Annotated in this window: 11 protein-coding genes; 6 read left to right on the top strand and 5 right to left on the bottom strand. The window is 49.9% G+C overall.

Annotation, left to right across the window (positions count from 1 at the left end; all coding sequences use genetic code 11):
• Window positions 1-29: 29 nt before the first annotated feature.
• Together RGU75_RS12010 and adh are read right to left on the bottom strand one after the other, a co-directional pair.
• A complete protein-coding gene (locus RGU75_RS12010) occupies window positions 30-428 on the bottom strand; it encodes a DUF779 domain-containing protein (RefSeq protein WP_322236201.1) in 399 nt (132 codons plus the stop codon).
• A gap of 215 nt (window positions 429-643) precedes the next feature.
• Window positions 644-2,164, bottom strand: a complete 1,521-nt coding sequence (adh, locus tag RGU75_RS12015) for an aldehyde dehydrogenase (protein WP_322236203.1) — start codon at window positions 2,162-2,164, stop codon at window positions 644-646.
• A 757-nt stretch (window positions 2,165-2,921) separates the two neighbouring features.
• On the opposite strand from adh, the gene RGU75_RS12020 reads away from it, so the two are divergent.
• The 4 genes from RGU75_RS12020 (at window position 2,922) to RGU75_RS12035 (ending at window position 6,786) form a co-directional block, all read left to right on the top strand.
• A complete protein-coding gene (locus RGU75_RS12020; protein ID WP_322240474.1) occupies window positions 2,922-3,665 on the top strand; it encodes an ABC transporter ATP-binding protein in 744 nt (247 codons plus the stop codon).
• Window positions 3,662-4,567 (top strand): metal ABC transporter permease, encoded by a 906-nt coding sequence (locus RGU75_RS12025; protein WP_322236205.1) that lies wholly within the window; start codon window positions 3,662-3,664, stop codon window positions 4,565-4,567. The genes RGU75_RS12020 and RGU75_RS12025 overlap by 4 nt, the downstream gene beginning before the upstream one ends.
• A 240-nt stretch (window positions 4,568-4,807) precedes the next feature.
• Complete coding sequence (locus RGU75_RS12030; protein WP_416186863.1) at window positions 4,808-5,707, top strand: metal ABC transporter substrate-binding protein; 900 nt, start codon at window positions 4,808-4,810, stop codon at window positions 5,705-5,707.
• 146 nt (window positions 5,708-5,853) lie between these two features.
• Entirely contained in the window at window positions 5,854-6,786 is a 933-nt protein-coding gene (locus RGU75_RS12035; RefSeq protein ID WP_416186864.1) for a 2-hydroxyacid dehydrogenase, read from the top strand.
• A gap of 165 nt (window positions 6,787-6,951) precedes the next feature.
• On the opposite strand, the gene RGU75_RS12040 is transcribed toward RGU75_RS12035, so the two are convergent.
• The 3 genes from RGU75_RS12040 to RGU75_RS12050 all read right to left on the bottom strand — a co-directional run bounded on the left by RGU75_RS12040 (window position 6,952) and on the right by RGU75_RS12050 (window position 10,218).
• Window positions 6,952-7,485 (bottom strand): C40 family peptidase, encoded by a 534-nt coding sequence (locus RGU75_RS12040; protein ID WP_416186811.1) that lies wholly within the window; start codon window positions 7,483-7,485, stop codon window positions 6,952-6,954.
• A 31-nt stretch (window positions 7,486-7,516) separates the two neighbouring features.
• Entirely contained in the window at window positions 7,517-8,743 is a 1,227-nt protein-coding gene (locus RGU75_RS12045; protein WP_322236213.1) for an acetylornithine transaminase, read from the bottom strand.
• 446 nt (window positions 8,744-9,189) lie between these two features.
• The gene (locus RGU75_RS12050) at window positions 9,190-10,218 is read right to left on the bottom strand and encodes a CDP-6-deoxy-delta-3,4-glucoseen reductase (protein WP_322236215.1); all 1,029 of its coding nucleotides are present in this window, start codon (window positions 10,216-10,218) and stop codon (window positions 9,190-9,192) included.
• Between the two features lie 12 nt (window positions 10,219-10,230).
• On the opposite strand from RGU75_RS12050, the gene RGU75_RS12055 reads away from it, so the two are divergent.
• Entirely contained in the window at window positions 10,231-11,175 is a 945-nt protein-coding gene (locus RGU75_RS12055; protein ID WP_322236217.1) for an SDR family oxidoreductase, read from the top strand.
• Window positions 11,176-11,467: 292 nt separating this feature from the next.
• Complete coding sequence (locus tag RGU75_RS12060) at window positions 11,468-12,241, top strand: ABC transporter ATP-binding protein (protein WP_322236219.1); 774 nt, start codon at window positions 11,468-11,470, stop codon at window positions 12,239-12,241.
• The last annotated feature ends 9 nt before the right edge of the window (window positions 12,242-12,250 follow it).

Below are 12,250 nucleotides of genomic sequence, written 5' to 3' on the forward strand. Positions count from 1 at the left end.
CAGTCCGGACCAGACTGCTTTAGTTTGGGTCAGGATACTGTCTGTTTTCCAAGCAGTTGGGGCAACTTTGCCAATGCATCGTATTCCTCATCGCTAAACAGCCTTGATCGCGTCAAAAAGCGACGTCCTGATCCGTTGTCTAGTGAGAACATGCCACCGTTGCCATTGACAACGTCAATGATTAATTGCGTATGTTTCCAGTATTCGAATTGCTCGGCGCCGATATAAAACGGTTCACCATCCAGTTCACCCAAATACACATCTCCGTCGCCAACCTGAAAATCGTCTCGGGCGTAACACATGGGGGCACTGCCATCGCAGCAGCCGCCGGATTGAAAAAACATTAGCGCACCATGTCTTTTTCTTAGCGTTTGTAGCAATTCTAGCGTCGCTTCAGTCGCAACGACTCGGGCGGGGGTAGTTGACATAAGAAAGGCCTTTCGTGAAAAATAGGACTTACGCAAATCCGCACCAGCGGCGCTATGCTTCACAATTTTATAATGCGGCATAAGCTTCGTAAAATAGGGGCGATAAACCTGCTACTGAGCTGTTGCTGGGACGATTTTGCGTAAATCCTAAGAAAATTGAACTCTGCCTTAACCGGCGGTAAAGCAGAGTCCACATTACAATCTAGCAGCGAACTTTAGAAAAAGCCTAAAGCGTTAGGGCTATAACTGACCAACAGATTTTTGGTTTGTTGATAGTGATCCAACATCATCTTGTGATTCTCACGACCGATACCAGACTGCTTGTAACCACCAAATGCTGCATGCGCAGGGTACAGGTGATAACAGTTAGTCCAGACCCGACCCGCTTGAATCTCGCGACCCATACGGAAAGCACGTGAGCCATCGCGTGTCCACAGCCCTGCGCCCAGACCATACAATGTGTCGTTGGCGATTTCCAGCGCTTCTTCTTCGTCTTTGAAAGTCGTGACAGACAACACAGGTCCAAAAATTTCTTCCTGGAAGATGCGCATTTTGTTATTACCTTCGAACACGGTTGGTTCCATGTAATAACCCGCATCCAGATCACCGCCATGTTGCGTGCGACCGCCGCCGGTGAGCAACTTGGCGCCTTCTTGTTTGCCAATGTCGATGTATGACAGAATTTTTTCGAGCTGTTCCTGCGATGCTTGTGCACCGATCATCGTGCTCATTTCGAGTGGATTGCCTTGCTTGATGGCTTTTACGCGTTTTAATGCACGTTCCATAAAGCGGTCATAGATGGATTCTTGAATCAACGCGCGTGATGGGCAAGTGCACACTTCACCTTGATTTAGCGCGAACATGGCAAAGCCTTCCAGGCATTTGTCAAAGAACGCATCGTCCTGATCCATGACATCAGCAAAGAAGATGTTAGGCGATTTGCCGCCTAGTTCCAGCGTTACAGGGATGATGTTTTGCGATGCGTATTGCATGATGAGGCGGCCGGTAGTAGTTTCACCGGTGAAAGCGATCTTGGCAATCCGCTTGCTCGAAGCCAACGGTTTGCCTGCTTCCAGACCGAAACCTTGAATAATATTAAGCACACCCGGTGGCAACAAATCTTGCACTAGTTCAATCCACACCATAATCGAGGCTGGTGTTTGTTCAGCTGGCTTAAGGACGATGCAATTGCCTGCCGCCAACGCCGGTGCCATTTTCCAGACTGCCATCAATATCGGAAAATTCCACGGAATGATCTGACCAACGACGCCCAAAGGCTCATGGAAATGATAAGCGTAAGTTTCTGCATCGATGGTCGCGACAGTGCCTTCTTGGGCACGGATGCAACCGGCAAAATAGCGGAAATGATCAATAGCCAATGGAATGTCGGCTAATGTTGTTTCGCGCAGAGGTTTACCGTTGTCGATCGTTTCGGCAATAGCCAGCAACTCCAGATTAGCTTCCATCCGGTCTGCGATTTTAAGCAGGATGTTGGCGCGGTCGGCAGGTGAAGTCCGGCCCCAGGCACGCTTAGCGGCATGTGCGGCGTCTAATGCCAGATCGACATCTTCTGCGCTGGATCGTGCTACTTCGCAAAAAGCGCGACCGAGAACAGGACTAATGTTTTCAAAATACTCACCCTTTACCGGTGGGACAAATTTTCCACCGATGAAATTGTCGTAACGTTGCTTGAAGGGATTTTTAATGCCTAGTTTGGTGATGTCTGCTAGATTCATGTCGTCCTCCGAAAGGGATTTTAGTTAATTGATTACCAAGTTGGCGTTAGGCCAAGGTGCAACAGGCACTCAACCTATTTGCAAAGGTCGTGCCAATCAATATTCCGCAGATTATTAGCCGGAATTTTTTTGCCATAAATCGCTGAAAACCCGCATGGATATTAACTATCACCTATCCGTTATGGGATAAATTTATCAGTTTCAAATTGCCCATGTCACAAACATAAAACCACTGCTGTTTTATTTTGGAACACTCTTGCATTGGCAGTGTTCCGAATTTGAACTGCCTTTGAAGTGATGCAATTTTGATTAATGACAAGTGGAGAAGTTCAGTCGCTTTGTATTCGGCAACGATTGGTTTGACACAAAAAAAACAATAAAATGTGGCGGTTAAAACCACCAAATGCAACTTGGTTGCACTATAATCGGCACGCTGCAACTAGGTTGCAATTGGCTTTCATCTGATTACAAAGAGCAACTAGTGGGCGAATGTAAAGAGACCATAGAGCAAAAATAGAGCCGGTTCGGACTTGGTTTTGCCTTGGGTTTGCCGCGGTTTTGCCCTTTTGTGGCCCGATCGTGTCTAAACAATTTGTTGTAAATATAAAGCTAAGATGTCGATCAAATCGTCCTCCCTTATGAATAAAAAGCGCAGTAGTATGCTGGCGCGTTCGGCATGGTTTCGACTAATGCTGGTACTTCCCGTGTGCGTTTTATTTTGGGTTGGCGTCTGGTGGGCACTGGCGGGAGCGACAGGATGAAACCGGCAGTAACGTTGCACAACCTGACGGTCGCCTATCGTCAGCATCCGGCTTTGCACCATATCAGCGGAAGCTTTGAATCCGGTTCACTGACCGCGATTATTGGCCCGAATGGTGCAGGGAAAAGTACCTTATTGAAAAGCTTGCTAGGATTGGTTCGCATCGATAGCGGTCGCGTCGACATCAGCATTGCGCGCAAGCGTATCGCGTATTTGCCGCAGCAAGCTGAGATTGACCGCGGTTTTCCAATTTCAGTGATGGATTGCGTATTGCTGGGCTATTGGCAAAGTGCCGGGTTATTTGGTGGGATTACGAAGGCAATGTCAGAAAAAGGCGATGCCGCCTTACATGCGGTTGGCCTGGATGGATTTGCTGATCGCTCCATTGGCAGTTTGTCGGCGGGACAGTTTCAGCGTGTCTTGTTTGCGCGGATTTTGTTGCAGGATGCCGAGCTAATTTTGCTCGACGAACCGTTCAATGCCGTGGATGCAAAGACGACGGAAGATTTGCTGGTGATCGTACAGTCATGGCATGCGCAAAAGCGCACCGTGATTGCTGTGTTGCATGACAACGAACAGGTGCGCCGCTATTTTCCCCAATCGGTATTGCTGGCACGGCGCCTGGTGGCATGGGGTGACACGACACACGTATTAACCGACGATCATTTGCGGCTGGCTAAAAATATGCCTGAAGCGCAGGATCCGAACGCACCATTTTGCCAGCCGGAGACGACGGCATGAGTTTTTTCTCCCTGCATTGGTTGACCACGTTTTATCAATTTACCTTAGCGCCATTTCAGGAGTTTGCCTTCATGCGGCGCGCTCTGATCGGTATTCTGGCGCTTGCGCTCAGCAGTGCGCCCCTTGGCGTGTTGTTGACGTTGCGCCGGATGAGTCTGTTTGGTGATGCGCTTAGCCATGCCGTGCTGCCGGGTGTCGCAGTCGGATTCATGTTATTCGGCTTGTCGCTGCCAGCGTTAAGCATCGGTGGCTTTCTGGCTGGCGTGATTGTGGTGGCGATTGCCGCGTTGATCAGTCGCCATACCGATTTAAAGGAAGATGCCAGTCTTGCGTCGATCTATTTGATCGCGCTGGCACTGGGCGTGATGCTGATCTCGGTCAACGGCTCCAAGCTAGATTTATTACATATTCTTTTTGGCAACGTACTTGGGGTCGATCGCGAAGGCTTGTTTCTGGTCGCCGGTGTCACAACGATCAGTTTGGTAGTAGGTGCCATGATGTATCGCGGGCTGGTATTGGAAAGTTTTGACGCCTCGTTTCTGGCGGCTTGCGGTGTCAAGGGCGCACGTGGTGCACTATTCCAGCAACTATTTTTGATGCTGGTAGTGCTCAATCTGGTGGCGTCTTTTCAGACGTTGGGTACGCTTATGGCGGTGGGATTGATGATGTTGCCAGCAGTTTCTGCGCGTCTTTGGCATGATACTTTGCCCGCACAATTGCTCAACAGCGCTTTGCAAGCGGCAGCGGCGGGTTATATCGGTTTATTGTTATCGTATTACACATCAACCCCTTCCGGTCCGACCATCATTGTCTGCGCCGGTGGACTGTATTTGATCTCGTTGCTGATCGCACCGCGTGGTTGGTTGGCAAAATTATGGAAGCGACCGCATCGGCTTGCCTGATTTGCGAACAATTACCAGGAGCGACTTGTCAGTTGACGGATGAAAGCGGAACGTAAAAATAATCGACCAGAGTCAATTTTGTGATCGGTTTGGTTGCCGATTTTTCGAGGTTTGACGTTTAGTTCTCGATGGCGCTCTACGCCAACTCTTTCTAGTTTTGTGTTTTGTGGGCCGACGTCGTCGGCCCAGCAGCGCCGTGCCTAATAGTTTTTGATTCCAATCCTCAAGGAGTATCGCATGATGCGTTTTAAGCAATTTCTATCCATGATGATGGCGGCGGTTATAGTAACGATAGTCAGCAGTTCTGCATCGGCGGCCACAAAAATGCCGGTCGTGGTGAGCTTTAGTATACTCAGCGATATCGTCAGCAATGTTGGCCGGGAACACATCAGCATATCGACGCTGGTCGGGCCGGACGAAGATGCGCATGTATATGCGCCGACGCCAAAAGACGTGAGAACATTGGCGCAAGCAAAGGTCGTGGTCATTAATGGTCTTGGTTTTGAGGGCTGGATTGAGCGGCTTGCCGATGCGGCAAATTACAAAGGTGCAGTAGTGGTCGTTAGCAATGGTATAACAGCCCGTCAACGCCCGGACGGCGGCGATGCCGGGCATCATCTTGATCCGCATGCATGGCAAGATCCGGCTAATGTGATGGTCTACATCCGCAATATTGTTGCCGCACTGAGCAAGGCTGACCCAGCCAACGCTACAGCATATAAAAATAATGGTGCCGAATATACGCGCGCATTAGTGGCACTGGATAATTGGGCACAAGCGCAATTTGCGCAAATTCCCGACGCACGCCGTAACGTGATCACCTCCCATGATGCATTCGAATATTTTGGCGCACACTTTAAGGTACGTTTTCTTGCACCACAAGGCGTTTCAACCGAAAGCGAACCAAGTGCCAGAGATGTCGCGATGCTGATCCGGCAAATCCGTGAGGAGCATAGCAAAGCGCTCTTTTTTGAAAATATGAGTAATCCGAAGCTATTGCAACAAATCAGCGATGAGGTTGGCGTTAAGCCTGGCGGCAAGTTATATGCGGATGCATTGTCGCAGGCTAATGGGGATGCCCCGACCTATTTGCGCATGATGCGTTTTAATGTGGCGCAAATCATGGATCGTCTGAAGTAGGAGTAATTTGCAATGCACCACCGTCAAGTCACTACGCCATATTGCGCGTCTTTACGGTAGTCGTTCGGAAATGATGGCGCCAAGCAGATGTGACGATTGAACGGTAACATACTGACTTTCGTTAATGCGCCAAAATGCCCGATATTATGAAACCCAATCTGCTTATTCTCAGTGCTTTTTCCGATGAACATCTGGAACAGATTAAACAGGGTTACGAGGTTTTATACGCGCCGAACCTGAAGCAGCGCGCCGAAGCGATTACTACCAACGGAATACACTTTCAAGCTGTGCTGACAATCGGCAGCATAGGATTAACAGCGGATGAAATCGCCGCGATGCCAAAGTTGGAACTGATCTGCGCATTGGGTGCCGGATACGAAGAAATTGACATCGCGGCCGCTCGTGCGCGCGGGATCATCGTCTCGAATGGTGCTGGTACAAACGACGCGTGCGTTGCCGATCATGCAATGGGATTGTTGCTGGCGGCGGTGCGTGGGATTCCGCAACTGGGCGTGGCGTTACATCAAGGCATTTGGCGGACTGCACTACCATTGCCAGCAAGCGTATCGTTCAAGCGGCTTGGAATTCTGGGGCTTGGCACTATCGGGAAACAAATTGCCCGGCGTGCACTCGGATTTGACATGGAAATCGGTTATCACAGTCGCTCGGTTCGCAATGATGTGCCGTTTACCTATTTTGATTCGTTACTAGGCCTGGCCCAATGGGCTGATTTTTTGGTGGTGGCGACACCTGGAGGTAAAGCAACGCGTCACCTGGTGAATGGTCCCGTCCTTGATGCGCTTGGGCCAACTGGCGTATTGGTCAATATCGCGCGCGGAAGTGTGGTCGATACAGAGGCATTATCGCAAGCATTGCGGCAGCACCGCATCGCCGCAGCCGGTTTAGATGTGTACGAGAGCGAACCATTGCCGCCGCAACAGTTGATGCACTTGCCGAACGTGGTGTTGACGCCGCACGTCGCTGGTTGGTCGCCGGAATCGGTGGATGCGACGGTAAACTTATTTCTGGAGAATGCTAATCGGCATTTTTCCGGTCAGGCAGTATTGACGCCGGTCTAAGAATCTATCCTGATACATCGATTGCGCTTGTGTATGATGAATTGTCGAGTTGGGTGTTGATCAATCCTCTGCTGCGACTTCTATGAAGTGGAAGTAATTTTAATTAACTTGTGATCGACACCGAACCAAACCGGCTCATCAAAGCGTTTCACTACTTCGTCCCACTTAATCAAAATACCGCCGCACCGACTCAAAACGTTGCGCATAATATTTGGTCTCGAGACGATCTATTCTGACTTTGCCGTTGGTTGATGGCGCGTTAATAAAACGGCCATCGCCGATATAAATACCAACGTGCGAAAACGGCCGATTCATCGTATTAAAAAATACCAGATCACCCGGTCGCAATTCACTTTTTGGTACTTCTCTGCCTTGTCGGGCGATGGTTGCTGCGCTGCCGGTCACATTGAGGCCGGCAGCCTGTTTGAAGACATAACTGACCATGCCACTGCAATCGAGTCCGGCTTCAGGATTTTTACCGCCGAAGCGGTAATCCGTATCAATCAGCCCGAGCGAATAAATGACGATTTCGTTGCCCAAATCACTCGGTGCAACATGCGAGTTCATATAGGCGCTGCCAGACTGCGGATTTTTGCGAATGTTGTCGCCGCCGCTTCCACACGCTGCTAAAAGCAAAGCGCAACAACATATACAAAAAGTTTTTACTATCGTCATAGGACGCCCGAAGACAAAGGTCATGGCACTCACTCAGCTGAATGCAAACCGCATTCTAAGCAATATTCAATGCGGCGGTTTTATTTTTAATTTGATCCAGTACATCCGACAACATTGAGATCATTTGATCGATTTCTGCAATCGTGACATTAAGCGCCGGCATAAAACGCAGCAGGTCAGGGCGCGGTGAGTTTAACAACAAGCCGACCGGACCCATATCGCGTGCGATGTCGACGATTTGCGGGCCGATATCTTTGCCTAATTTAAGTGCGCGCAGCAACCCTTCACCACGCTCACCGTTCATGCCATATTTCTCAGATAGTTTGAGTAGTTCGGCGCTGAGATAGGCGCTTTTATCGTTAACCGATTGCATAAAGCCGGGCGCCAGCAAAGTCTTCAGAACCGCAGTGCCAACCGCGGTCATTAACGGATTGCCGTTATAAGTGCCGCCTTGATCGCCAGGTTCAAAGCACGCGACATCTTCACGCGCCAACAAGGCAGCTAATGGCACACCACCGCCAATACCTTTGCCGAGCGTCATAATATCGGGCTGAATATCCGAAAGTTGGTAAGCAAACAATTGGCCGGTACGGCCCATACCAGTTTGTACCTCGTCGACGATGAGCAGTAAATCGTGTTTCTCGGTCAGGGCGCGTAGGCCCTGCATGAATTCTCGCGTTGCAGGTAGGACGCCGCCTTCGCCTTGCACTGGTTCCAGCATGACTGCCACGGTGCGGTCGTTGATCAGGCGCTCGACGCTTGCCAGATCGTTGAGGTCGGCTTTTGGAAATCCGGAGACTTGTGGCGCAAAGATCGTGTCCCAACCTGGTTTGCCGCTGGCTGACATGGTTGCCAGAGTTCGACCATGAAAACTGTGGTCAAACGTGATGATTTCAAAGCGATTCTGGCCTGCTTTGTTAGGATTCTTTTTTCCCCATTTACGGGCTAGTTTTATGGCGCCTTCGTTCGCTTCCGCTCCGCTATTGGCAAAAAATACGCGATCAAAGCAGGAATTCGCGGTCAGTAACGACGCTAATTCAATCGATGGAGCGTTGTAAAAAGCGGGTGAAGGATTGAGGATTTTTTTCGATTGCACCACCAATGCATCTTGTATGCATTGTGGTGAATGGCCTAGCGCGTTGACTGCCCAACCTTGCAGGTAATCCAGATAGCGCTTGCCATTGTGATCTGTCATCCACATCCCGCGGCCTTCGGTGAAGACCAGCGGTGGGCGGTTGGTGATATACATCAAATCGTTGACGGCAAACTGGTTGAATTCCATGGTCGGGCTCCGGATAAAGGCGCTGAAGAGGCGCTAAAAAATTGTCAGTAAAGCAAATAAAACGAGGGTAAAAGTACGGGCCATCCATTGTAAACTTTTGTTGCGCGTTACGAGAGAACCGCGCCTCAAAACAAAATGGCCAAAAAAAAACCACAGGCATGGCCTGTGGCTTCGTGATCAAAAAACGCTCACGCGCACGGCATACCGGGCTGGGGTATTGGCGTATGACGTCGGAGAAGTGTAGTGATCATATTCATGTCGCTAATATTAGGGCCTTTTACGGCATGCGTCAAAAAGTTTTTCATGAGAACTTACAAGAACTTGCCGCAACGCCGTAATGTCTTTAAACCTGCCATCGGCATATTCTCGCAATATTTCACATTGGAACAACTTTTCGTCAACGCTTTTTATGTTGCTTAGTTGGTTTTGCCTTGACGCAAAAACATTCACTCTCCGGAAAGATCGGCTTCTGACGTAAACGAATCGGCATAAAACTCTTCCGCCGGTAATTTGCAAGTCCCGATAAAGTCACGTTGCGCCGATTCTACGACAATCGGTGCTCCGCAGGCATAGACTTGATAGTTGGATAAATCCACAAAATCCGTCATCACAGCCTGATGCACAAAGCCGCTACGACCCGTCCATTGATCTTCCTGATGCGCGTTTGATATGACGGGAACATAGGTGAAATGTGGAATGGTGCGCGCCCATTCTTCGCATAAGGCGTGCATGTAGATATCTTGTGGGCGGCGACCGCCCCAATATAAGGTCATCGGGCGACTCGATTCGTTATGAATCAGTTGCTCGATAATGGCTTTGATGGGTGCGAAACCGGTGCCGGACGCCAGAAATACCATCGGTTTTTCTGAATCCTCGCGTAAAAAGAAGGTCCCTAGCGGCCCCTCAAAACGTAAAATATCGCGTTCCTTCATGGTCGAAAACACCTGATCGGTAAATAATCCGCCTGGCATATGGCGAATGTGCACCGAAATTTGCCCCTCTTTATACGGCGCGTTTGCCATACTATAACTACGCCGTTTGCCGTCGCGCAGCATGAATTCGATATACTGACCTGCTAAATATTGCAGCCGTTCGTTTGCTGGCAATTGGAGTGAGATGATAACGACGTCGTCGGCAACTTTTTCAATGGTGGAGATGCGGGATGGCATTTTGCGTACCGGAAATTCGCCAACGCCAGCGACTTCGCGGGCTTCGATGGTGATATCGGAATGCGGTGTGGCGCAGCAAAACAGGGAAAGTCCCAGCGCTTCTTCGCTTACTGGTAGCGCTTTTTCCTGGTGCGCGCCGTGCGTGACGTTGCCCACCATCAACTTGCCTTTGCAGGAACTACATGCGCCATTTTTGCAACCGTAAGGCAAACCAACACCAGCGCGGATTGCTGCGCTTAAGATGGTCTCGCCTTCGTCACACGTGAATTGCCGACCGCTCGGCTGAACAGTTACCTGAAAACTCATACAATCCTGACTATGAAAAAAATATTACAAAATTCGGTTACTAACAGCACGTTACTCTCCAAATTGGGTAAGCCGCGCCTGATGATCTTGGGGTGTGGCGATGTTGGTATGCGATTGTTACCATTATTGCAACAACGGTTCAGGGTGTTTGCTGTCACCAGCCAAGTCGCCCGGTTTGCTGAATTACGCGATGCGGGAGCGCATCCGGTACTTGCAGACCTGGATCATCCTCACACGCTAGGGCGGTTAAGCCAATTGGCGCAAATCGTTGTACATTTGGCACCGCCACAATCGCATGGAAGCAAGGATCAGCGAACCCGTAATCTGGCCGCTATTTTACCCGAGCGCACGACGCTTGTTTATATTAGTACGAGCGGCGTATATGGCGATTGCGATGGGCGATCCATCGATGAGACGCGCACCGTCAATCCGCATAATGCGCGCGCCCAGCGCCGCGTTGACGCTGAGAATGTATTGCGTGCGTGGGCAAAGCGTCGCTCCGGCCGCCTGTCGATTCTGCGTGTGCCGGGGATTTACGCAGCCAATCGGTTGCCAATTGAACGTTTAAAAAAGGGCACGCCTGCGCTACGGGCAGAAGAGGACGTGTACACCAACCACATTCATGCAGACGATTTGGCACAGATTATTTTTTCGGCAATTTATAAGGCTGCGCCGTCGCGGGTGTATCACGCAGTCGATGATTCAGAGCTAAAGATGGCGGATTATTTCGATGCAGTCGCCGCTGCTTTCGACTTGCCGACCGCACCGCGCTTGCCACGCGAAGAACTTACGCAGCAGGTATCGCCGATGCTGTTGTCATTTATGTCGGAATCACGCCGTTTGCAAAATACCCGGATCAAAGCCGAGTTAGGCGTCCGCTTGCGGTATCCGGATATTCATTCAGCGCTGAACCAGATGGGCGCAGATGCCCGCCGTGCGTTGACCGACCAAATTTGACTAACGCAATTAGATCAGGTGGTGAGTTGTTAAAAATTAAACTTTATTAAATTTACAACAAATTTCAGCTTTCGCATAAGCATACAATCTAAAAGTTCTTGTAGCCTTATAGCAACGCCGATAAAGTCCGGTGAAAGCAGCAATGTGCACATTGTGCTTATTCTGACCGTTAAAGGTTATTCCGTTAAGCAACGATGCAATAATGCGTTTGCGCTATTTTGCAAGACCATTGCCACGTTTTTTGCTGCCATCTCTGGCCATTATTATTTACGAGAACAACTGCACATTTCTGATGAAGTTATCTTTTAATCATATTCATAAACAATATTCCGGCTTGCCAGTCGTCGACGACTTCAATTGCGACATCGAAGACGGCGAGTTGGTAGCGTTGGTCGGACCATCCGGCTGCGGAAAATCGACCTTATTGCATCTCGCAGCGGGTTTGGCCGAGGCCAGCAGCGGTAGCGTTCTTGCTGATGGTAAACAAATAACCCGGCCACATCCTGAGCGAATGTTGATGTTTCAGGAAAACGCGTTGTATCCGTGGCTAACATTAGAGGCAAACGTCGCCCTGGCACTGGAATTGCAGAAAATCGCTAAAGCGGAAGCACGCACCCAAGCCCGCGCTTGGCTCGCTAAAGTTAATTTGGAAGGTTTCGAAACTTACTATCCGCATCAGGTTTCCGGCGGAATGCGCCAGCGTGCCGCGTTGGCAAGGGCCTTTATCACCAAACCGCAGGCGTTATTATTGGATGAGCCCTTTGGTGCTCTCGATGCGTTGACCCGTATGACGTTGCAAGATGCGCTGCGCCAGTTGATTCGTGCCGATCATCCGACCGTGTTATTAGTGACGCATGACGTGGATGAGGCACTATTTCTTGCGGACCGGATTTTGGTATTTAGCCCGCGTCCGGCTAAAGTATTGCGCGAATTCAACCTGACCTATCACGAAAAAACCCACGATTTGTCTGAGTTTTCGACAATACGGCGAGAAATATTATGTCTGCTCGGCATTCACGCCGATCAGGATGAACTGTCTAAAACCCTGGAAGGAGTTGGCGTATGAAGATCGACA

The sequence above is a fragment of the Glaciimonas sp. CA11.2 genome (genome assembly GCF_034314045.1).
Classification (GTDB): domain Bacteria; phylum Pseudomonadota; class Gammaproteobacteria; order Burkholderiales; family Burkholderiaceae_D; genus Glaciimonas.

Coding starts and splice junctions, on each gene's coding strand:
- RGU75_RS12010 (WP_322236201.1), bottom strand. CDS start 428: ATGTCAACTACCCCCGCCCGAGTCGTTGCGACTGAAGCGACGCTAGAA.
- adh (WP_322236203.1), bottom strand. CDS start 2,164: ATGAATCTAGCAGACATCACCAAACTAGGCATTAAAAATCCCTTCAAG.
- RGU75_RS12020 (WP_322240474.1), top strand. CDS start 2,922: ATGAAACCGGCAGTAACGTTGCACAACCTGACGGTCGCCTATCGTCAG.
- RGU75_RS12025 (WP_322236205.1), top strand. CDS start 3,662: ATGAGTTTTTTCTCCCTGCATTGGTTGACCACGTTTTATCAATTTACC.
- RGU75_RS12030 (WP_416186863.1), top strand. CDS start 4,808: ATGCGTTTTAAGCAATTTCTATCCATGATGATGGCGGCGGTTATAGTA.
- RGU75_RS12035 (WP_416186864.1), top strand. CDS start 5,854: ATGAAACCCAATCTGCTTATTCTCAGTGCTTTTTCCGATGAACATCTG.
- RGU75_RS12040 (WP_416186811.1), bottom strand. CDS start 7,485: ATGACCTTTGTCTTCGGGCGTCCTATGACGATAGTAAAAACTTTTTGT.
- RGU75_RS12045 (WP_322236213.1), bottom strand. CDS start 8,743: ATGGAATTCAACCAGTTTGCCGTCAACGATTTGATGTATATCACCAAC.
- RGU75_RS12050 (WP_322236215.1), bottom strand. CDS start 10,218: ATGAGTTTTCAGGTAACTGTTCAGCCGAGCGGTCGGCAATTCACGTGT.
- RGU75_RS12055 (WP_322236217.1), top strand. CDS start 10,231: ATGAAAAAAATATTACAAAATTCGGTTACTAACAGCACGTTACTCTCC.
- RGU75_RS12060 (WP_322236219.1), top strand. CDS start 11,468: ATGAAGTTATCTTTTAATCATATTCATAAACAATATTCCGGCTTGCCA.